Source organism: Planktothrix agardhii, from assembly GCF_904830935.1.
GTDB classification, from domain to species: Bacteria; Cyanobacteriota; Cyanobacteriia; order Cyanobacteriales; family Microcoleaceae; genus Planktothrix; species Planktothrix agardhii.
This window is the reverse complement of sequence record NZ_LR882952.1, coordinates 2,122,117-2,144,211: the sequence shown is the minus strand read 5'-3', so window position 1 is coordinate 2,144,211 and position 22,095 is coordinate 2,122,117. Positions and strand designations below refer to the sequence as shown.

20 protein-coding genes are annotated in these 22,095 nt (G+C 38.4%); 9 read left to right on the top strand and 11 right to left on the bottom strand.

What is annotated here, in order from left to right; translation table 11 throughout:
* Window positions 1-83: 83 nt before the first annotated feature.
* The gene (gene gap, locus NMG88_RS09920) at window positions 84-1,106 is read right to left on the bottom strand and encodes a type I glyceraldehyde-3-phosphate dehydrogenase (RefSeq protein WP_026798124.1); all 1,023 of its coding nucleotides are present in this window, start codon (window positions 1,104-1,106) and stop codon (window positions 84-86) included.
* 341 nt (window positions 1,107-1,447) lie between these two features.
* Between gap and NMG88_RS09915 the strand changes: the two genes are divergently transcribed.
* The gene (locus tag NMG88_RS09915) at window positions 1,448-2,602 is read left to right on the top strand and encodes an ATP-dependent 6-phosphofructokinase (protein WP_026798123.1); all 1,155 of its coding nucleotides are present in this window, start codon (window positions 1,448-1,450) and stop codon (window positions 2,600-2,602) included.
* A gap of 2 nt (window positions 2,603-2,604) precedes the next feature.
* Here the strand turns inward: NMG88_RS09915 and NMG88_RS09910 are convergent, their stop codons facing one another.
* Entirely contained in the window at window positions 2,605-2,973 is a 369-nt protein-coding gene (locus tag NMG88_RS09910) for a cyclic nucleotide-binding domain-containing protein (protein ID WP_026786006.1), read from the bottom strand.
* A 224-nt stretch (window positions 2,974-3,197) separates the two neighbouring features.
* Between NMG88_RS09910 and thrB the strand changes: the two genes are divergently transcribed.
* Together thrB and NMG88_RS09900 are read left to right on the top strand one after the other, a co-directional pair.
* The gene (gene thrB / locus NMG88_RS09905; protein WP_227351016.1) at window positions 3,198-4,130 is read left to right on the top strand and encodes a homoserine kinase; all 933 of its coding nucleotides are present in this window, start codon (window positions 3,198-3,200) and stop codon (window positions 4,128-4,130) included.
* Between the two features lie 8 nt (window positions 4,131-4,138).
* Complete coding sequence (locus NMG88_RS09900; RefSeq protein ID WP_254035384.1) at window positions 4,139-5,440, top strand: CrcB family protein; 1,302 nt, start codon at window positions 4,139-4,141, stop codon at window positions 5,438-5,440.
* 49 nt (window positions 5,441-5,489) lie between these two features.
* Here the strand turns inward: NMG88_RS09900 and NMG88_RS09895 are convergent, their stop codons facing one another.
* Window positions 5,490-6,506 carry a hypothetical protein gene (locus tag NMG88_RS09895; protein ID WP_254035383.1) on the bottom strand — a complete coding sequence of 339 codons (1,017 nt, stop codon included), beginning with the start codon at window positions 6,504-6,506 and terminating at the stop codon, window positions 5,490-5,492.
* A gap of 107 nt (window positions 6,507-6,613) precedes the next feature.
* Here NMG88_RS09895 and NMG88_RS09890 point away from each other — a divergent pair, with 107 nt between their 5' ends.
* Complete coding sequence (locus NMG88_RS09890; RefSeq protein WP_254035382.1) at window positions 6,614-7,855, top strand: hypothetical protein; 1,242 nt, start codon at window positions 6,614-6,616, stop codon at window positions 7,853-7,855.
* A 99-nt stretch (window positions 7,856-7,954) separates the two neighbouring features.
* Here NMG88_RS09890 and NMG88_RS09885 read toward each other — a convergent pair whose 3' ends face one another.
* The 3 genes from NMG88_RS09885 to NMG88_RS09875 form a co-directional block, all read right to left on the bottom strand.
* Entirely contained in the window at window positions 7,955-8,182 is a 228-nt protein-coding gene (locus tag NMG88_RS09885) for a 50S ribosomal L9 C-terminal domain-containing protein (protein ID WP_376786957.1), read from the bottom strand.
* Window positions 8,166-10,106: a DNA primase gene (dnaG, locus tag NMG88_RS09880; RefSeq protein ID WP_254035381.1), complete on the bottom strand. Its 1,941-nt coding sequence runs from the start codon at window positions 10,104-10,106 to the stop codon at window positions 8,166-8,168. The genes NMG88_RS09885 and dnaG overlap by 17 nt, the downstream gene beginning before the upstream one ends.
* Window positions 10,107-10,242: 136 nt before the next feature.
* Window positions 10,243-10,749: a helix-turn-helix transcriptional regulator gene (locus NMG88_RS09875; protein WP_042155564.1), complete on the bottom strand. Its 507-nt coding sequence runs from the start codon at window positions 10,747-10,749 to the stop codon at window positions 10,243-10,245.
* Between the two features lie 295 nt (window positions 10,750-11,044).
* Between NMG88_RS09875 and NMG88_RS09870 the strand changes: the two genes are divergently transcribed.
* From NMG88_RS09870 to NMG88_RS09855, 4 genes are all read left to right on the top strand, one after another.
* Window positions 11,045-11,731: a vWA domain-containing protein gene (locus NMG88_RS09870; protein ID WP_026785563.1), complete on the top strand. Its 687-nt coding sequence runs from the start codon at window positions 11,045-11,047 to the stop codon at window positions 11,729-11,731.
* A 139-nt stretch (window positions 11,732-11,870) separates the two neighbouring features.
* Window positions 11,871-13,346 (top strand): PP2C family protein-serine/threonine phosphatase, encoded by a 1,476-nt coding sequence (locus tag NMG88_RS09865; RefSeq protein WP_254032414.1) that lies wholly within the window; start codon window positions 11,871-11,873, stop codon window positions 13,344-13,346.
* Window positions 13,347-13,349: 3 nt separating this feature from the next.
* A complete protein-coding gene (locus NMG88_RS09860) occupies window positions 13,350-14,426 on the top strand; it encodes a protein kinase domain-containing protein (protein ID WP_254032413.1) in 1,077 nt (358 codons plus the stop codon).
* Between the two features lie 13 nt (window positions 14,427-14,439).
* Window positions 14,440-15,129, top strand: coding sequence for a DUF1036 domain-containing protein (locus NMG88_RS09855; RefSeq protein WP_235752950.1), 690 nt, complete (start codon window positions 14,440-14,442; stop codon window positions 15,127-15,129).
* 41 nt (window positions 15,130-15,170) lie between these two features.
* On the opposite strand, the gene NMG88_RS09850 is transcribed toward NMG88_RS09855, so the two are convergent.
* The 5 genes from NMG88_RS09850 to NMG88_RS09830 form a co-directional block, all read right to left on the bottom strand.
* Window positions 15,171-15,452 carry a type II toxin-antitoxin system VapC family toxin gene (locus NMG88_RS09850; RefSeq protein WP_227381333.1) on the bottom strand — a complete coding sequence of 94 codons (282 nt, stop codon included), beginning with the start codon at window positions 15,450-15,452 and terminating at the stop codon, window positions 15,171-15,173.
* Window positions 15,453-15,517: 65 nt separating this feature from the next.
* Entirely contained in the window at window positions 15,518-17,131 is a 1,614-nt protein-coding gene (locus NMG88_RS09845; RefSeq protein ID WP_235751817.1) for a glycosyltransferase family 39 protein, read from the bottom strand.
* Between the two features lie 172 nt (window positions 17,132-17,303).
* Window positions 17,304-17,639 (bottom strand): ribulose bisphosphate carboxylase small subunit, encoded by a 336-nt coding sequence (locus NMG88_RS09840; protein ID WP_026786015.1) that lies wholly within the window; start codon window positions 17,637-17,639, stop codon window positions 17,304-17,306.
* 66 nt (window positions 17,640-17,705) lie between these two features.
* Window positions 17,706-18,110: a RuBisCO chaperone RbcX gene (rcbX, locus tag NMG88_RS09835; RefSeq protein ID WP_026786016.1), complete on the bottom strand. Its 405-nt coding sequence runs from the start codon at window positions 18,108-18,110 to the stop codon at window positions 17,706-17,708.
* Between the two features lie 135 nt (window positions 18,111-18,245).
* Window positions 18,246-19,676, bottom strand: coding sequence for a form I ribulose bisphosphate carboxylase large subunit (locus NMG88_RS09830; protein WP_042155582.1), 1,431 nt, complete (start codon window positions 19,674-19,676; stop codon window positions 18,246-18,248).
* Window positions 19,677-20,214: 538 nt separating this feature from the next.
* Between NMG88_RS09830 and NMG88_RS09825 the strand changes: the two genes are divergently transcribed.
* Entirely contained in the window at window positions 20,215-21,996 is a 1,782-nt protein-coding gene (locus NMG88_RS09825) for a serine/threonine-protein kinase (protein WP_254035380.1), read from the top strand.
* Window positions 21,997-22,095 lie beyond the last annotated feature (99 nt).

Genomic DNA, 22,095 nt, shown 5'->3' with positions numbered 1-22,095 from the left:
GCACCCAGTTCCTAGAAACCGGGTTTCTGCATTAGATTCATTGTAGGAAATCAAGATATCTTGAGAAACCCGGTTTCTGTAATTTACAGAATGCCGTCTTTTTTCGCCATTGACGTCATTAAATCAACAACGCGACAGGAATAACCCCATTCATTGTCATACCAAGCCACAATCTTAAAGAAATTAGCATTCAGTTCCATTCCGGCTTTAGCATCAAAGGTACTAGAACTCGGGTCAGTGATGAAGTCTGAAGAAACCACTTCATCCTCGGTATAGGCTAAAACACCTTTCATCGGGCCTTCGGCCGCCGCCTTCATCGCCGCGCAGATTTCCTTATAGCTGGTGGCTTTGTCAGTGCGGAAGGTTAAATCAACGACGGACACATTCGGAGTCGGAACTCGAAAGGCCATTCCCGTCAGTTTTCCTTTCAAAGCAGGTAAGACTAAAGTTACTGCTTTAGCGGCCCCTGTGGACGAGGGAATAATATTTTGGGCCGCGCCCCGTCCCCCCCGCCAATCTTTCTTACTGGGCCCATCAACCGTCGGTTGAGTGGCGGTCATGGAGTGAATAGTGGTCATTAACCCTTCCGTTAACCCAAAGCTATCGTTAATCACCTTAGCAACCGGGGCTAAACAGTTGGTGGTACAACTGGCATTAGACACGATTAAATCAGAAGCCGGGTCAAAGGTTTCGTGGTTAACTCCAACTAACAGAGTTTTAACCTTATCCGGGTCTTTGGTGGGTGCGGAAATAATCACCCGTTTAGCCCCCGCTTCAATATGTTTGTGGGCCCCCTGGTAGTCACTAAATAACCCCGTAGACTCGACCACATAGTCCACCGTGTCTTCTTTCCAGGGGAGTTGGGTGGGGTCTTTGATGGCCGTACAGCGAATAAAATGTCCATCGACCACAATGCCATCTTCTTTGGCTTCCACGACGCCCGGAAATACTCCGTGGGTAGAATCGTATTTGAACAAATAGGCTAAGTTATCGGGAGGAACGAGATCATTAATTCCCACAAACTCAATATCTGGGTTATTAATCGCCGACCGCATCACCAAACGACCAATGCGACCAAACCCATTAATTCCTACTCTTAACGCCATATTATTAACTCCTTTAGGCAAAATTCAAGGGGACTTGATGATTCAAGCCACAACTAGGGATAGACTGTACCACAAGTTTTGATTGTTGAGCTTCTTTCTTTCTGTAATTTTAATAAAATTAGAATTTTAATCTGGATTCGGTGATTTTCAAAATTAGGTGATATTTGGGATAACTCCCATAAGTTTATCCCCAGGTTAAAGGTTTAAAAATACTGATATTCCTGATTTTTTTACTGAACGTTAAGAAAGAATAAAAAAGACTAATTTTGTCCCCAGCAGTATTAACAAATTGATCAAAAATCTGTACTATTCAAGGGTATACGATTGGGCTTAAAACTAAAATGAACAAACGTAAACGAATTGGCATTCTCACCAGTGGCGGAGACTGCCCGGGTCTCAATGCCGTGATTCGGGCTGTTGTCAATCATGCCACATCTGAATATAACTGGGAAGTCCGAGGCATTCCCTATGCCACCAAGGGACTGATTGAACGAAAAAGTGTGGTATTAAATTCCTATGGTTTAGAGCGACACGGAATTGATCCCTTATTAAGTATGGGTGGAACCATTTTAGGGTCGATTAATAAGGGAGATACCGAAGGCAATACCGACGAAATTATTCAGGGATATTATGATTTAGGACTTGATGCTTTAATCGCTATTGGTGGGGATGGTAGTCTGGCGATTTTGCAGAAACTTGCCGAAAAAGGCAATTGGAATTTAGTCGCTGTCCCTAAAACCATTGATAATGATGTCGCCCATACCGAATTATCGGTTGGTTTTAACTCCGCCGTCACTACAATTTTAGACTGTTTAGATCGGTTGAGTTATACCGCCGCCAGCCATGACCGGGTAATGGTGGTGGAGGTGATGGGACGGACAACCGGACATCTGGCCCTATATTCGGGAATTGTCGGGGGGGCCGATGCCATTTTAATCCCAGAAATTCCCTATTCAATTAAAACCCTCTGTAAACGCATTCGCGAGTTACGCAATCTCTGGGGACGAAAATTCGCCATTGTGGTAGTCGCTGAAGGGGCAAAAACCGCCGATGGGGAAAGTCGATATTATAAAGATGCCCTGGGGGAAGTCCGACTGCGGGGAATTGGGGAATATGTGGCTGCGGAAATTGAGAAAAATTTGGGGGTAGAAGCCCGGGTGACTGTCCTGGGTCATGTTCAACGGGGTGGGGCTCCTTCTGCCTTGGATAGATTAATTGGCACAGCCTTCGGAAAGGTGGCGGTGGATTTAATCGCCCAGGAAACCTACGGGGTGATGGTGGCTTGGCATAATAATGCTGTCACCACTATTCCCTTAGATCAGGTTTTTGCCGATAGTCCCCTACTGGTTGACCCCCAGGGATTTTGGGTGGAAACGGCCCGATCCCTGGGAATTTATCTCGGAGAAGAACTTAATCAAGAAAATATTCCTACGGTAAACCCGAATATCAATAATTTAAAACCTTTTTCTTTAGAGACAATAGCTCAGATTAATTAGGTTCAGATAGAATGTTTTAGCCGACGTAAACGATCGGAATAACTTTTGACAACTTCTAAGGCAAACATGGGGGTTTGCTGAACGGCAAACAGAAATCGAGATTTATCCATTGTGGCCAAAAGACAATCTGTTTTAGCGATCGCCGTGGACGCTCGTGTGTGATCGGGTTGAACTAAAGCACCCTCCCCAAAAACATCTCCAGCCGTCAGAGTTTCCACCACTTTCCCATTCACCCATAACTCGATTTCCCCTTCGAGAATGCCATACAAGACCTCTCCAGTTTGGCCCTCCTCAAAAATCACTTGATTGGCCAGATACCGTTGTTCTGGCTGTTTTTCAAACAGTTTTACGGTTTCAATGGGCTGTAACATAGTGTTATTAACTCAATAAGTTTGATCTGTTCTATTGGATCAATACTAGGGCAAAATAGAAAAAGAAAGACAGGGTAATATAGCGATCGCGCCCTACAACTAGGAATACTCCAACTCCTACCCATTACCCATTACCCATTACCCTGTTACTGAGGGAAGTCGAAGTATTACCCATTCGTAATTCGTAATTCGTAATTCCCCATTCCCTGCTATATTTATATCTCATGCCCAACACTGTTACTGTAACTATTCCCGCAACAACCGCCAACTTAGGGCCGGGATTTGATTGTATTGGAGCCGCCTTAACTCTATACAATACGCTGCGTTTTTCTTATTTAAAAAATACATCAAATGAGACTTTAACCATTACGGTTCAGGGCACAGAAGCCGCGATCGTCCAAACCGATGAAAGTAACTTAGCCTATCAAGCCTTTATTCGGGTTTATCAGCACCTCGGTCAAACCCCGCCCCCGGTTCAGATCGAGATTGATTTGGGAATTCCTTTAGCCAGGGGTTTAGGGAGTTCTGCCACCGCTATTGTCGGGGGACTGTTGGGGGCGAATACCTTAGCTGGAAATCCCTTGAGCCAAATTGAGATCCTGCAATTAGCCATTGAAATCGAGGGACATCCCGACAATGTGGTTCCCGCCTTATTAGGCAATTGTCAATTATCCGTATCCAGAGGAGAAAATGGTATAGGCTGGGAAATTTGCCCCATTCCCTGGCATTGTGATCTAGTTCCAGTTCTGGCGATTCCTGATTTTGAATTATCCACCGCAGAAGCTAGAAAGGTTTTGCCCCCAAACTATAGTCGGGCGGATGCGATTTTTAATACCGCCCATCTGGGATTATTAATTAGGGGTTTAGAAACCCGCAACCCTGACTGGTTAAGGGTGGCACTCCAGGACAAAATTCATCAACCCTATCGTAAATCCTTAATTAAAGGGTTTGAAACCGTCCGCAGGGCTGCATTAATAGCCGGAGCCTTTGAATTAGTGATTAGTGGGGCAGGGCCGACGTTATTAGCTTTAACCGATGAAATATCAGCCCCTGCGGTGGCCGTGGCGATGACGACCGCCTGGAAACAAGAGGGCGTCAACCCAGAGGTTAAGTTGCTGCAACTCGATACTCAAGGGGCGACAATGAATATTGAATAGGAGAAACAATGGTTCTTAATCCTAGTATTATTAATGCTGTTGAAAAACTGGGATATCGTGTCACCAGTGGCGATGTGGCAACTCAAGCTGGAATTGATATTAATATCGCCCAACGGGAACTTTTAGCCCTGGCATCCGAAGCCGGAGGTCATTTACAAGTGGCTGATTCGGGCGAAATTGCCTTTGCATTTCCCCGCAATTTTCAGGCTATTTTGCGGAATAAATATTGGCAATTGAAGTTAAAAGACTGGTGGAATAAAATTTGGAAGGTTTTATTTTATCTGATTAGAATTTCCTTTGGAATTATTTTAATTGCCTCAATTCTGCTGATTGTCGCTGCTATTATTACGATTTTAGTGGTGATTAATAACAGTCAAAATAATAACAACTCCGGGGGAAGTCGCGGTGGGAGTTGGTTTTGGATCGCTTGGTTGATGCCTGATTTTCGTTGGTTTTCCACGGTCGATAATAACCATTATCAACGCCAAAATGCTAAAAGTAGCGATCAAAAGAAACCGATGAATTTTTTGGAATCTGTTTTTTCGTTTATTTTTGGAGATGGCAACCCCAATTATAATTTGGAAGAACGCCGATGGCAAACCATTGGTCGGGTGATTCAAAACCAAAAAGGCGCGATTATTGCCGAACAAATTACCCCCTATTTAGATGAAATTGGGAGTTCAGTAGCTCAGGAATATGAAGAATTTATATTACCGATTTTAACTCGATTTGATGGTAGACCGGAGGTAAGTCCAGAGGGACAGTTAATCTATCATTTCCCCGAATTGCAAACCACAGCTATAAACTCTCAATCTCAATCTGTTCCTGGTTATTTAAAAGAAAAAAAATGGCGGTTTAGTTTGGCTAGTTCCGGGCAAATTATGGGGGCAATTGGTTTAGGTTCGGTTAATGTGATTGGGGCATTAATGTTAGGGAGTTTATTAAAAACTCCAGAAATTGCTGGATATTTAACCGGATTTTTAGGATTTGTTCATGTCATTTATCCAGTTTTATTAATTTACGGTGTGGGATTTTTGACCATTCCTTTAATTAGATATTTCTGGGTACAATGGAAAAATGAAAAAGTCAATATTCGCAATACAACCCGAAAAAATAGAGTTAATATTTTGGCTGATGATAATTCAATTATACAGGAAAAACTCAATTATGCTCGTCAATTTGCTAAGAAAACTGTGATTAATAAAGATAATTTAGCCTATACAACTGAAACGGATTTATTAGAACAAGAGGAACAAAATTCTGATAAAATTGATGCGGAATGGCAAAAACGGTTAGATCAATCTGATTGACATCCACCCCGTCGTAAAACGGGCGGGGATTCCATCTATTTGATTATTCTTAACTTGTGGAAATAGAATTTAAAATCGTATCAATTTCTGTCTGAACTTTATCAATTTGTGAACGCAGTTGATCTAAGAATTGTTTTTCAGCTTGCCATTTTTGAGGAATTTCTTGCTCATATCTATTTTGTTTTTCTAATAAATCATTGTAAAATGTCAAATAAAACATTAGAGTTGATATAGCCAAATCAAAACACTCGTCTAACCTTGACAATAAGCTACTTTCGATAAAGAATAAAACAATACTTGAAAAAACATTGAATTGTTCTCTCTTAATTACTAAAAAACTATCTCGTACAAAGGCATCCCAACTAGCCTTTACTGAATCAATCAAAGGTTTGGAAACATTACCTTTTACATAAAATAAGAAATTTCGGTTATAACGAAAATTACTAATTTTATATAACAAATTATTCTTGTCCTTGATTTGATAATAACTTATATGAGATTCTAATAGATTGATGTTAAAATTAGATAACTCTTTATCTAGGAATTCTATATTATGTTTAATCGCTAGAATAATTTGACGATTTTGATCAATTAATTCTTTTTCTAAACCCTTGATTAAACCTTCTTTATCTGATAAGCCTGCCTCTTGTTTAGGTTTTCCAGTATTTTTTTCAGTAAACCACTGTCTTTTGAGTTCTGTAACTTGATTTGTCCATGACTCTTTAAGTTCTCTAAGAACTTCTATTTGACATTTTTTTCTTAAATTACGAATGCGTACATCTATATTACTAATTTGTGCGATCTGTTCCCAAATTTCATCCTTGGGGATAGATAAAATTCTGGCTTTACTATTCCAAACTTCTTCAGCCTGATCTAAATCCTGATAACAATTTTTTAGTAATTGTTCTAATTTAACAGCAGACTGTCTCATTTCATCGGTACAGAGTTGAATTGATTGGCTTAAATCGGTTGCTGACTGTTTTAACTCTAAGGATTGATCATCATTAGAATGGATTAATGTAACCGCTTGATTAAGAGCAAGAAAGGCTTTGAGAGATTCATTCATCACATTTAATTGCTGGATTAAGGTTTTTTTCCATCAGAGACAACTTTGAACAGGTATCACTGATATAATTAATTATACTAACTTCTGACACTCAGGTTAACTTAGTTATGGAATCTCAAGATTTAGCGTCTTTGTTAAAGTCTGTCGGTTTTGCCTTAGATGTAGCAACTCCTTTTGCATCTGCTGTTCCTGGTCTCGGAACGGTATTAATTATCGCAAAAATTGGGGTCAAAGCCTATCAAGGTAAGGTAGAATCTGACCATCTTGATCGAGACTTAGACTATCTGAAAAAAGGCATGGATAGCTTACAGGAAAAGGCTAGTATATTAGAATCAGCAACGGCAACTCTAGGAGTCGGTGTTGCTTTACTGGGAATACTTTCTGCACAAAATTTACAGCAAACTCGCAAATTAGATCAAAAATTAGATCAAGTTCAGTTAGGGCTTGAAAAAGGTTTCACAGATTTAAAATCAATTATTAATAGTCAAGGAGATGAGATTTTAAAAACCATTAATCAAGTCGGTCAAGAAATCCAAAAAGAAATACACCACGTTGAGTTTGTTAAATCTTATGGAATTTTTCAATCAGTTCATAATAATCAACTCCCATCGGCTTTAATAACACAAAATTCTAAGGATAGAAATGATAAATTAAACTTTATTTGGAATAATTTACAAAATTGTTTAGCTATTTATAATAATAAAGAATTGATTTCTTGTCCTTCAATTTCGGGAAAGTTGAAGCGATTAGAATGTGCTTGGGCTATTGAGCAAACTTTGGCTTTAGTTGATATTTTAAAAAATGATTTTGATGCTTGTATTTTTCAGTTAAATCACCTTAAAAATAAAATTATCAAAGATTGCCTATACTTAACAGAATCCTGTCAATCGGAAGAAGAAATTGACTTTATATTTCCTAGGATTAACTCTATTATCAATCAGGATATACTTTTAATTGATTTCTGGAAGAATAATCTAAAAGTTATACAAAATTTATCAATTGAGGATCAAGAAAAACTAGCTAATTTAGATGTAACGGATATTGCTAGTTTAAATCAATGGGAAGAATCTAAGGCTTTACAACAACTATCGCCGTTTGTAATTTATGAGGAATTAAAAGAAAAATCTCATTTTATTTCACTGAAAGATCAACTAAAATTTTTAATTAAACCGGAATTACGCTCTGAGTATGAATCTTATATTACCCACAAAGCGATCGCTCTGGATTTTAAAGGATTAGCCTTAACCAACTGGAAAGAAGTTCCTGATTTAACCGTTGCTAATCTCTATTATTTTTTCAAAGAGAAAAAGTTTCTGGATCTCGAAAACCGTCTAAAGTTCCCGATTTAACGGTTGCTAATCTTTATTATTATTTCAAAGCACAAGAACAAAAATAAGCCCTGAACTCAAGTTCGGGCTTAGGGAAAAAACCTTTGAAATTGATGAAATTTACAGGGAAACCACTTCAACTTCCACATCAGCCGTCACGTCAGAATGTAACTTAATATTGGCTTTATAGGTTCCTAATTTACTGATACTGGTGAGAGTAATTTCCCGACGATCAACTTCTTGACCCGTTGCTTGTTGAATCAATTCTGCTAATTCTTTTTCAGTAACAGCACATCTTTGGTCAGAACTAATTGAGTACGCTTTGCCATAATCAATTCCCCATCCCACCTAAAGGAACAGAAATTAAATCATGAAATTGGGTATCTCTAATTCTTTTTAATTCCCACATCCATTTGGTTTCTGCGTCGATTTGTTGATAATATTTTTGAGCTAAATTCTGCTGTTGAGCAACATCGGTTTCCCCCCATAATTTTAATGCCATATCTCGTCTTTTTTGACAAATAACGGTTTCAATGGACGCAATAGAACTGCGAATAACTAATTGGGCGCGGCAAATATCAATTTCTGTATGTTCATCCAGATAAAATAGATGATAAAATTGTTTTGTTTGTTGATTTTTATCTAAACAAACTTGTTGCAATTCCAGAATTAAATCCACCGGATCTAAACTCTTTTCAAATCGAGCCTCAATTTGGGCAATTTCTCGCCATAAAAACCGATGATGAGCTAAACTAAACTGTAAATCTCTTGCTTCTAACCCATCAACAATCATTGGACGATATTCGGGACAATGGAGATATATTCTGAGGAGTTTAACTTCTGCTTCTTCTAATAAACTCCGCTCAGAATTAATGTTAACTAAAGTATCAGAAGATTGTTTATTTTTTGATGGTTCTGAATGATATTTATTGACTTGAGTTTGTAAATTTTTAGCTAATAAAGAAATTAACCGATTTTGTCCTTGACTCAGAAGTTCAGCACAGTATTGAATATAATGGGTGCGTTGCATTCCATTCTCGATTTTTCTCAATAATTCTACCATTTGTTTTGAGACTTGCTGCGACTGGGCAACGGTTTCAAGATTTTTTCCAATTAATAACCGTTGAATTTGCCAATCAATCCAAAATGGAGCATTAACCAATAATTTTTGATAATCTTCAGCAGAATTATGAGTTAAAAATTCATCGGGATCTTTACCAGAAGGAATATTTAAAATCCGTAAATTAATATAACCTTGATAAGCTAGATCTTCAATTTCTCCGATCGCCCGTTCGGCGGCTTTATTCCCGGCAGCATCTGCATCAAAATTAAGAATAATTTGTTTAGATTCCGTATATCTAACTAACTGCCGAACTTGATTCAAACTTAACGCAGTCCCTAAAGAAGCCACAGCATTTTCTATTCCGGCGGTATGTAAAGCAATTACATCAAAATATCCCTCAACAACAATCGCTTGATCTTGCTTACTAATCGCATTTTTAGCTTTATCTAATGCAAATAAAGTCTTACCTTTATCAAATAATTCAGTTTCAGGAGAATTAAGATATTTTGGCAGTTCATCCCCTAAACTTCTGCCCCCAAATCCAATAATTTTTCCTTGACTATCATGAATCGGAATCATCAACCGATCTCTAAACCGATCATAATATCTATTGCCCGTTTTTCGAGGTACAATTAACCCGGCTTGTTCGACTAATTCCGCCGGAAAATGTTTTTGTTCTACCAAATAATCATACAGTGTTTCCCATCCTTGGGGGGCATATCCTAACTGAAAATATTGAATAGTATTTTCTTTGAGATTGCGTTTTAATTTTAAATAATCTAAGGCTTGAATTCCTTCCGGTTGTCTTAAAGTATATTGATAAAAACCCGTAGCGATCGCCAAAATCTCATATAATTGTTCTCGTAAAGAAATCTGTCTTTGTAATTCCTGACGTTTTTCCGGTTCTAAAGTCTTCACAGGAACTTGATACCGTTTAGCTAACTCTAAAACCGTCTCACTAAAAGAACTTTTATCCAAATCCATAATAAATTTAATCGCATTTCCCGCCGCCCCACATCCAAAACAATAAAACATTTGTTTCGTGGGACTCACCGTAAAACTAGGGGTTTTTTCATCATGAAAAGGACATAAACCGACAAAATCTTTCCCCCGTCGTTTCAAGGAAACTTTTTCGGACACGATATCATAAATATCCGCCCTTTCTTTGACTTCTTCTATGGTTTCTGGATGAATCCGGGGAGTCAGCATTGGGGATTAAACTAGAATGATTAGTCTTTATTTTGCCATAAAATATCCTAAATGATCCTTCTGTAGAGACGTTGTATGCAACGTCTCTACAGAAGGGGGAATATGTAGCAAACATTAAAGGATTGATATTTAACTGTTAATTAACTAAATTCTTGGCAATTATTGAATTTTCTGTAATCTCTGAATATTTCTTTGATTCTGAAGTGGCGGATGTTGTAGGGATTTTTAAATTAAAAGCAATAACTAACTGATTTTTATCAATATGAATATTAGAAATATTAACAACACTTTTTTCGGTAAGCAAACTATCAACGGGAATCTCTGGGGGTGTCTGTCGTTTATATCCGGCTTCTTCTAACCATTCTGTAACTTCTCGCCAACTTTCAATCCGAGCATCTAATTTATCTACCAAACTTTTCACATATCTATATAACGTCACACAGAGGTCAGTTTTCACTCCTTTAACGTTTTTTCCCAGTTGTTCGGCAATTTCCGCCGGACTAAACCCACACAACAACCCCCGCAAATGCAGCTTTTCCATCGGCGTCAGGCGTTTTCCCTTAGCAGAGGCGAGGTCAGTATAAAGCGTGTCCAAGTCCCAATGGAGTGCAGCCTGGTTGAACTGTTGATCAAGGGAAGTCATGATGTCGCGTCCTCAATATCCTGTTACTATCCTAACACAAATCCTGTTTAAATGTAGGGAATAAATAGGATCAATCAATTTATACTTAACAATGAGCCAGCTTACCTCATCTCTAACTCGCTACTACTTAGGAAACATTCTTGATTTGGATTTCCGTTGTGCCATCATCCCCCGATGATCACAAAATCCAGGTTAAAAAATTTTTTGAGAAATTTGCGTAAAGTTCGCAAGTCTAGCCTATAGATATTTAGGACAAATCTGATTACCCATAATCGTCTGGAGGTTAAGACTCAGTATGGCAAACGAACCAGAGGACAAATATGTCAAGTATGCCGTTGATTTAGTCATGTGCATTGATGGCACAGGTTCAATGGGCCACTTAATTGATGCAGTCAAGTCTACAGCCCTCAACTTCTATCCCAAACTAGAAGCAAAGATGGAGACTAAACAGAAAAAAATTGATCAACTTAGGGCTAAAGTGATCGTATTTCGGGATTACTGGGCTGATGCACCTGATAAAGCAATGGTACAGTCTAAGTTCTTTAATCTTCGTACAGAAAACACTGAATTTGCTGGTTTTGTTTCTAAAATTCAAGCAGAAGGGGGTGGGGACGAACCAGAAAATGGCTTAGAAGGTTTGGATTTAGCCTTAAAATCAAAATGGGAAAAAGCCCAAGATTTTGCTAAACAACGGTATGTCATTATTGTTTATACTGATGCCAGTGCCCATAGTTTAGAAAAAAGCTCTAAACCCGCCCATTATCCTAAAGAAATTTCTTCAACTTTAGATGATCTGACTGATTATTGGTCAGAAATGTCAAGTCCTGCTAAACGATTACTATTGTTTACTCCTGATGCTTCTCCTTGGACAATGATTGCCAGCAGTTGGGATAACACAATACATTTTGCATCTAAAGCAGGTCAAGGATTAGAAGAATTTGAAATGGATGAAATTTTAGATGTCATTGCTAATAGTGTGTAAATTTCTTAAAAACTGAACTTGTTCACGCTGTTTATAAAAATCAAGAAAATCTTCAAGATGAAAATACTTAGGATTTTCTTGAGTTAATTTAGTTTCTAATTTTTCAAAATCTAGGATGATTAACCTCTATTTGTAAGCTATGAAATCCTCTAAGATAACTGTCAATATAGAAAGTGTTCATAACAAAGGTGAGGATGCTCATCTATTTAATGATGATGATTATTCTGATGTTATAGTCATCGGAGTTTTTGATGGTTTAGGAGGGCGTTCAGCAGGTTATGATGAACAGACAGGTGGAAAAATTGCTTCACAAAAAACTTCGGAAACGGTGCAAGAATTTTTGCCTCAATGGTATGGAAAACTAAATCATGAAATGGTTAGGGAAATGCGAGATAAAGTTTATACAACTTTAAAACAAGCAGCCGATAAAAATATTAGGCCATCTCGTCTGGGAGGTTCTTTAGCGGGTCAGCGCTTGTGTACAACAATGGCACTAGCCAGCATTCCAAAGTTAGGTGAATTGCCAACAAAATATGAAGTTAGTTTGGCTTGGATTGGAGATTCCCGGTTATACTTCCTCAGCCCAGAAAAAGGCTTACAGCAACTTACTCAAGATGATTTAGAAGTAAAAAAAGATGCGTTTGAAATGATTCGAGAAGATCCACCTATGTCGCAATATTTAAGTGCAGACATGAAGAAAAATTGGCAGATTCATTTTAAATTACAAGAATTGGATCAACGTGGATGTATTCTTGCTTGTACCGACGGATGCTTTCAATATTTACCTGCGCCTTGGGAGTTTGAAAAGTTATTGTTAAATACATTGAGTCAATCTGAGGATATCAAACGATGGGAAGATTCGTTAAATCAACGGTATCAAGATATTAAACAAGATGATGTATCTCTTATTCTTTGCTCAATGGGATATAATAGTTTTGCTGATTTAAAACAATCCTATGAAGAAAGATTGGGTTATTTAACAGAAAAATTTGATTTCAAAAACAAAAATTTGGGGGAATTACAAACGTTATGGCAGGAATATAGAGAAAATTATGAATTCTATTTAAAACAGGAAGAAAAACAGGAAATTGATCAAACTATTGGAGAAATCAATAGAGATTCTGTTCCAAGTCCAGAAATTATTTCTGTCTCATCTGAAAATAATGAACCTACCGTAGATCCTGTAGTAGAAATAATCCCACATAGTGATGAAGAAAACAAAATTCCAAATAACTTAGAATTAGCTAAAGTAAACTTAAAAAATAATAATATTAAGGATGCTATTCACGATTTAGAAACAGTGTTTGCAGATGAAAATATTGATTCTCAGGTTAAAGAAGATTCTCGGTTTGAAGATTTAGGACAACTGCTAGAAGAACATCTGAATATAAGTGATCGTGATCTTATAGCAAATTTACACTATTTTATAGGATGGATTAACTACCTATCTAATAACTTAGTTAAAGCGAGGTATTATTGCAATGAAGCAAGTCAATATTATCAAAGTAAGTTAAGTGACGAAACGGTTACAAACAACTATGAAAAAAAGAGAAAAATGCAAGAATTAATCCACAATATTGACAATTTACCACAAATTTCAGAAGGAGAAAACTAAATTATGTCTTACAAAACAGGCGATGTTATTGGTAAATATACCGTCAGTCGTGATTTTGACAGCACTAATGGCGGTCAGTGTCAATGGGGATTTGCAAAAGCAAAAGCGGGAGCAGAGGAGGTTTTTATTAAAAAATTCTTAAGTCCTGTTTATCCAGGTAACTCTGCACCAGGAAGTGAAAAAGGGAAACAAAAAAGACGAGATCAATGTGAAGTTTTTGAAAAAAAACAGTTAGCTATTATGAAAGCTCTTTCCGCTTGTGGTGATGGCGGGTTAGTCGTCAGGACAATAGACTTCTTTAAACATGGTGATGATCATGGAAGTCATTACTTTAAAGTTTCTCAAAAAGTTGATACTAGCACCTTATCTGATCAAGTCCATGACTTGGAAATGAAAAAACGGCTGTTTGTTATGTTAACAGCAGCAGGAGCTTTAAAGATTCTTCATGGGAGTAGAATTATTCACCTTGATCTCAAACCCGATAATATTCTGATTCAAGAATGGGGAAGTAGTTTAATCGCTAAGATTATTGATTTTGATAATAGTATATTAGAAGGAGAGCCAACAACACCAGAAGTTTTAGTGGGAGATCAAGTCTACTATTCACCAGAGTTTGCTGAATATATTAATACAGAAGGTAAAACTCCAGCACCCAATCAAAAATCTGATATTTTTTCACTAGGTTTAATTTTTTGTCAATACTGGACAGGTTCACTCCCAAACTATCCCAAACGTTATCAATACGCTTATCAAACAGTTTCCACCGATCCAATATTAACACTTCCTGAGTGTTTAAGCGGTGAAATTCCTCCACCAAGCCCAAGTCGCCTCACTATTGGCAAGGGTTTGACGCGCAGTAAAAGCTATTCTAATCCCACCCATAATAAACTCAAACTATTAATTGAAAAAATGTTAGTTTTAAAGCCAGAAAATCGCCCGTCTATTGTAGAAGTTCATAGGATTTTAAAACATCTTTATCATCATGATACCCTACCAAAAGAAAATATAGATACAACTTCATCTAGTGCAGAAATAAAAACGGATGGAACTCGAGTTAAAACAAATTTCAAAAAAGATTAATTTTTAAATTCTTATGTCTCTTTATAAATGTAAGACTTGCACTCATGAGTTTAGAGTAGATGTATTACCTTTAGAATGTGATATTTGTGGAGGTAAAAATTTAGTTGCTTTAGAACCCATTTCAAAACCTGTAAAAAAAACAATAATCTCTGATGCTAAAAAGAAGCAAAGTAAGTTGAGTTTTATTACAGCTATTTTTTTAGGAATGGTTTTTAGTTTAGTCTTCTTCGCTGGTTTGAAGTTGGGTTTACATATTATTTCACTTAACCTGGAGATTCAAAATCTTCAGCGAGAAAGAGATAGGTTACAAACACAACGCGACCCATTACCTCAAACAACAATTGTTCGTTTTTGTAATCAAACTCGTGGCGAAACGATTAATCTTGCAGTGGGTTACTGGGATGGAAATAATGGAACAGAACTGCGAACAAAGGGATGGTTGACTATTTATCCGAGTAAATGTGAAGAGGTTGATGTAGGAAAAAGCTATACAGGTAGTGTTTATATGTACGGACAAAGCGAAACTAGATTTTGGAATTCAAATTTGCCTGATTTATCTTTTTGTGTTAATAGTTTAAGAGTATTTGATTTTATCAATGCTAATCAAATGCCTTGTAATGAAATAGGTGAGAAAAAAGTGATGATGAAAGCCTTTGTAGTAACAGTAACTCCTGGTACAACAGTATGGAATTTAGGTGAATAATTTAACTAAAAATTATTGTTTTAAAGATGCGATCGCACCCTTTAAACACCCATATTTTCAATACTCCAATCTTCAAACCTCAACCCAGGAACTCGTTCAAAATCCTGTCGATTTCGTGTTACTAAAATTCCATTATTTGCCATTACAAGAGCAGCGATGCGTAAATCTTGCGTACCAATCCGAATTTTTTGACGCAATAACTCAAAATAACAATGATAAGATTCCTGATCAAAATTTATCACATTAATAGTTTGATAATACTTTAAAGTTTCTTCTAATCTTGCGATAGATGGAGATGACGCTTGAATTAAGTTGGCAGTCATATAACTATCCTTTTATAATCTAATTCAGTCTTATTATACACTATTTTTTTTAAGTCAAGATTTTGTTACTTGAGTTCCCAGAGTTGTGATTGTTGATCAACTTTTTCTAATTGATAGTTTTCATTTTTAATGATTTGGCGTAATTCCTCGGAGGGATTAAGAACGAAAACTTTTGGCCCTATGGGGAGTAATAATAGATTGGGTTCGGAATTAACCATCATTAGTTTAATATCAGGGTTTAATTCATAACTTAGAGAAATAATATTCCCTAAATTTGTATAATCACTCCCGCGATCAACAATGAGAGTGGCAGATTTATTTTTATTTAATCGTTGAACAATTTGAGGATTTTCAGAACTGGGAATTTGATGCCACCAGCTTTGAGAATTAGCACTCATACTAATAGAAATTAAGCTAAATGTAAAAACTATGGCTAGGAGTGATCGCCAAAATATTTCTCCATCAATTAAGGAATTTTTATTATTTTTAATATGAGTAGAAAACAAATAAGCAATGGATAATTGAACGCCAGGAAAACAGGAAATTAAAAAGCGAGTTACCCCGGAACGTCCTCCCCCTAAAAGCACATCGGGTAAGGCTAACATGAAAAAGGGAACTAAAATAGATGTCCAAATAAATAGGCGAGTTTTTCGATTAGTTTCTTGACTAATTTTAAATAATGCCACCACAATCAATATCACAAAAGGAAGTCTAAGTAAATACATCTGAATACTGTTGAAATCGAAATTTATATCAACTAATACAGAAGTAAAACTCAAAATCCAAAACTTGCTTAAATTTAGTAAACTGGTGGGATAACTCGACAAATTAGTAACATCCATCACCCGTTGTAAATTATTGATTAAAATAATTAACCAAGGACTAAAAGCCAAAATAGCGATCACAATAGCACCTAAAAATTCCAATAATAACTGATAAAAAGGAAAGCGTTTTCGTTTTCCAAAAGATCGTGAGGACTCCATACTCAGTAACAGAATATAAGCCCCATGACCCATCATGGTTAACCCGAATAAAACATGGGTATAGAGTCCAAAAATACAGGCTAAACTATAACCCGCCCAAAATAGCGGATGTCGCCAACGAATTGCTTTGAGTAAAGCATAACCACTGGCAATTACCAGTAAGGTGAATAAACTATATTGTCGGGCGGTTTGAGCAAATAAAATATCAAAGGGAGATAGGGCTAAAAAAGCCGTAGCTAGTAAAGCGGTTTGTGGAGATTGAAATAATTCCCAAGCCAATAAATACATAAAAGGCAGGGAAATTAAACTAATTAAAACGGGTAAAAAGCGAGAAGTAATTATGGAATGACCGAATAAAAACATCCCAACCCGTGCTAATAAAAAATAAAAGGGAGAATGTTGAGGATCTTCTGTAGCTATGGAATTGAGGGTATCTAGGGGGGTACTACCCGGTTTAAGTTGTTGATATTTGAGGAGATCAATGGGGGAAACCATACGATTTTGATAGAATTCATGAGCAAATTCTTCACCCGTATATCCAGCGGCTCGCAAGGTAGTATAAACTTCATCATGCCAATAGATTTTTCCATCTAAAGCCACAAATCGAAAGGCGATACCAATGACAATAACAATTATTAAAAATAACCTCAGAATTTGAGGACGAATTCTTTTAAAAAAGTTCCAGAGACGCCACATAAAATCTGTTTAAATTAAGTTGGATTTATAAAATTTAATTTTAAAGCTTCTGACTAAAAAAAGCAGGGAAATCCCCTGCTTGAATTTGGCTCAAGTTCTAAAATAGTTTTAAGAAATTAGCGAGTTAGGGGATGATTCATGTCGCCCTAACTCATTCCATCTCAAACCCTACTTAGTATAAAGAGCTACTGGGTTTGTGGACGATGAAGCTTAACACTTGGCATTGCTTCACGTTATCAAAACCCATCACACGGATATAGGATTTAGAATTTTCTTGGCGGCAAGCTTGAACTTCATTCAAAACTTCTTGAGAAGTAGTGGCATTGAATAAAGGCAGTTTCCACAGCGTCCAATAATGTTGGGTGGGTTCGGAAGATTCGCTAAACTCCACACCGGGGATATATCCTTGATCCAGAATATATTGGACTTGCTTGACGATTTGAGCATCGGTCAAGGGGGGAAGATAGGATAACGTTTCAAAACGACGTTCTTTTGGTAATGTCCGCATTGTTGTTTCTAAAGTTAAATCCACTAAAGGTTAATAGGCGATCGCAGTGGTCATCATCCTTGAAACTCACCGCAAGTCGGGGTTCGGTTCTGAATCGGTTTGTAATTCGATTTCTGGGTTAGATTCAACACTACTCAGTTGCGTAATTCGTTCTAAATACTGGCGCCGATAATCTATATTGGCTTTTTGAATATTTTCACGAACCATTTCCGGTAAATAATCGGCTACTTCCTGCACGAGATGTTCCCGTACCGTCATCATCCGAAACGCCATCTCCTGATTTTCTTGGAGCATTTCCTGTAGATAGGCTTCTCCGTCCTGAATCTTCCCGGTTGAGGAAAATTCACTCAGCCAGATCGCTTGTCCAGGGTTAGTTTCCCATAGTTGATCCGTGATAATCCTTACAGCCTGATAGGTCAGGTAACTTGCCAGCACTTTTGATGTTTCTTTCGCAACTTGTTTGATGTCCATAGGCTGACCCTAACCCTCTTGATGATGGATTTAGATTTTAGATTTTGGATTGAGTTGTAACCACAACCGACCTGACTTGTCAAGTCTGACCCACAATCCAAAATCCTCAATCTTCAATCTTCAATCTGGAATCAATTAGACGGTATCCATTGACTCGAACTCAAACTTGATTTCTTTCCAGAGTTCGCAAGCAACGGCCAGTTCAGGAGACCATTTGCAAGCTTCACGGATGACGTCGCCGCCTTCACGCATCAGGTTACGACCTTCGTTACGCGCTTGAACACAAGCTTCGAGGGCCACACGGTTAGCGGTAGCACCAGGAGCATTACCCCAGGGATGTCCGAGGGTTCCACCACCGAACTGTAAGCAAGAGTCATCGCCGAAGATTTCCACCAGGGCGGGCATATGCCAAACGTGAATCCCACCGGAAGCCACGGGCATAACACCAGGCATAGAAGCCCAATCTTGGGTGAAGTAGATCCCACGAGAGCGATCAACCTCAACGTGATCTTCACGCATCAGGTCAACGAAGCCCATGGTGATGCCTTTTTCCCCTTCGAGTTTACCCACAACGGTTCCCGAGTGCAGGTGGTCACCACCAGACATCCGTAAGCATTTGGCTAACACACGGAAGTGAATCCCGTGATTTTTCTGACGGTCAATCACAGCGTGCATCGCACGGTGAATGTGCAGCAGAATGCCATTGCGACGACACCATTTGGCCAAGCTGGTATTAGCAGTGAAACCACCTGTAAGGTAGTCGTGCATGATGATCGGGGTTTTGATTTCTTTAGCGAATTCAGCCCGTTCCATCATTTCTTCGCAGGTGGGGGCGGTCACGTTTAAGTAGTGGCCTTTGATTTCCCCGGTTTCTGCTTGAGCTTTTTCGATGGCTTCTTGAACGAACAGGAAGCGATCGCGCCAGCGCATGAAGGGCTGGGAGTTGATGTTTTCGTCGTCTTTGGTGAAGTCTAAACCACCGCGCAGAACTTCATAAACGGCGCGACCGTAGTTTTTCGCAGACAGACCGAGTTTGGGTTTAATCGTACAACCGAGCAGAGGACGACCGTATTTGTTTAATTTATCGCGCTCAACGGTAATCCCGTGAGGAGGGCCTTGGAAGGTTTTCAGGTAAGCGATGGGGATGCGTAAATCTTCTAAACGCAGTGACCGCAGGGCTTTGAAACCAAATACGTTACCGACTAAAGATGTCAGTAAGTTGGTAACGGAACCTTCTTCAAACAGATCCAGAGGATAGGCAACGTAGCAGATATATTGGTTATCTTCACCGGGAACGGGTTCGACTTCATAGCAACGACCTTTATAGCGGTCGAGGTCAGTCAGTAAGTCCGTCCACACCGTTGTCCAAGTTCCAGTCGAGGATTCAGCAGCAACAGCAGCACCAGCTTCTTCCGGGGGGACTCCAGGTTGAGGACTCATCCGAAAGGCAGCCAGAACGTCTGTATCTTTTGGTGTATAGTCAGGCGTGTAATAGGTCAGTTTATAGTCCTGTACACCAGCTTTATAGCCAGACTTGGACTTGGTTTGTGTTTGAGAGTAAGACATATCTCCCTTAAAGCTCCCTTTGTTTAGGAATCGATTATTTTATGCACGGATTGGCAATTGATTAAAATAGTATCAAGAAACGAGTCATTGCAACGTTGAATATTTTTAATATTTTTATAACATTTGTTTATATTTCTTCTTGTTTTGCCAGATTTACCTCAAATCCCTGTTATTTTTTCGCTTACATATCACCAAAATGACTTTTTTTATATTAAGTCTTATGAAATAAATTCTGGATAACAGAATAAGTGATTTTACTTAACTATTTTCTAAAATTTAGATTGCACAATCATAGTCTTTTGTCAAGCAGAACATCATCAGTAATTCCGTATTTTAAATTCAGGTTAGGCGATGAAAATTAAGTCTTGTCCACTTCAGATTGGTAGTAGTTTAAGTCTCAAGGTTTATAAATAGTATATAGTCTATAGTAAATTAATTAATGATTGATTGAAGTCTATTAAAACAAAACTGGGTGATCCGTAAGACTGTTCGTTAAGATGGTGGTTAACTCAATACCAATCACTGTTCACCGCCCATTGTGACTTCACCCACCATCCATTGTATTAATCCCCAATGCTCCCATCCCTCAAATCAACCTTGGGGGAATAAATTTTGTCAGAGTTGCGGCGCCCCCCTACAACTCAACCAACGCTATATTCCCTTACATAATTTAGGGACTGGGGGGTTTTCCCGTCTTTATACCGTCTGGGATCTCAAAACCCAAACCGAAAAAGTCCTGAAAGTCCTGCTGGAACCCTCCCCCAAAGCCCTAGAACTCTTTGAACAAGAAGCGGAGGTTTTAGCCCAATTACGCCACCCAGGAGTGCCTAGGGTCGAAGCAGATGGCTATTTTTATTTAAAAAAACGTAACGTCTCCGAAGGCCATCTTCCCTGTTTGGTAATGGAAAAGATTCATGGCCACACCCTACAGGAAATTTTAGGGCAATATCCCCAAGGCTGTCCCGAAGACTGGGTGATCAGTTGGCTTTCCCAAGCCTTAGATATCCTACGGGAATTGCATGGCTATCAAATTATTCATCGAGACATCAAACCTTCAAACCTGATGTTACGGATGACATCTGGCGGCAAGGGGGGCCAAGTTTCGGACACCCAACTGGTGATGATTGACTTTGGAGGTGCAAAACAAATTGGCCCTATCCCCCATGGCGATCGCGAAAGTAGCCCCCGCAGTAGCACCCGCCTAATTTCCGCCGGATACAGTCCCCCGGAACAGGTGATGGGGGCGATGGTTGGGCCAGCCACGGATTTCTACGCCTTGGGGCGCACCTGTATTCATTTATTAACTGGTCAATTTCCCGGGGATTTAGATGATGCTTACACCGGGGAATTACGTTGGCGAGAAAAAGCCCAGGTGAGTCCTGGGTTTGCTCATTTATTAGATCGGATGGTGCAACTCGATCCCCGTCAACGTCCCCAAACCGCTAAAGAAATTCAAACGGATATTTTTAGAATTATTCGACAGAAAAAACATCCTCGACGAATGATGTCTTCCCATCAACGGTTTCTTGATACCCTGACAACGACTTTAATTAAATGGGATAAAAAATTAATTCAACTGGTATTTGGACTAGGAAAATTAACCATACATTCTGTTCGGGGTTTAGTCGAAACCAGTTGGGAAATTGCCTTAACCACAACCGGATCAATTGTAGGAACAATAATTGGATCAATATTAGTTTTTTGTTTTCCGGGATTAGCAGACCAAATTACTCCAGTTTTAGACCAAGTATTACGCCAGATTTTACCGAATGATTCCCTAACTTTAGATAATGATCCCATAATTTTAGGTGCGGAAGTATTGGTTTGGGGATTCGCCGGATTAGGCGCCGGAATTGGATTAACCAATGCTGGAGGGTTTGGTCAACGTCGCCGTTATTGGTTAGCTGGAATCATGGGAATATTAGGTTATATTGTGGGGGGAGCTAGTGGACAACTGATTAATCAGTTGTTAGAAAATACAAAAGATACAGATATTGCGGGATGGGAAGAATTGTTTCATCAACTCCCTTTCGGAATAGCCGCCGGGTTAGTAACTTTAGGTTTAGGGTTACGCAGTGATCAAATATTTCAGGGGATATTTGTTTTATTAACCGTTACTACTATATTTTTGGGTTTTAATCAATTTCATATTTTTTTGCCTCAAGAGATGTTAAAGTTTCCTACCGAAATGCAAAACTTTAATTTACCCCAATTTCGGCATAATTTAGGGTTTATGGCCTTACTCAGTGGCGCAACAGCTTTCTGTTTGGGGATAACTCACTATTTTATTCTTCCCCTATTGCGATGGTTTAGAAATTAGTTATAGTTTTCAGATTCCGACAGATTGAAATCTGTCGCTACACAGACGAAACCCGCCGACGCGGGTTTTGAAATCAAATATTCCTCGCTAGATTATATA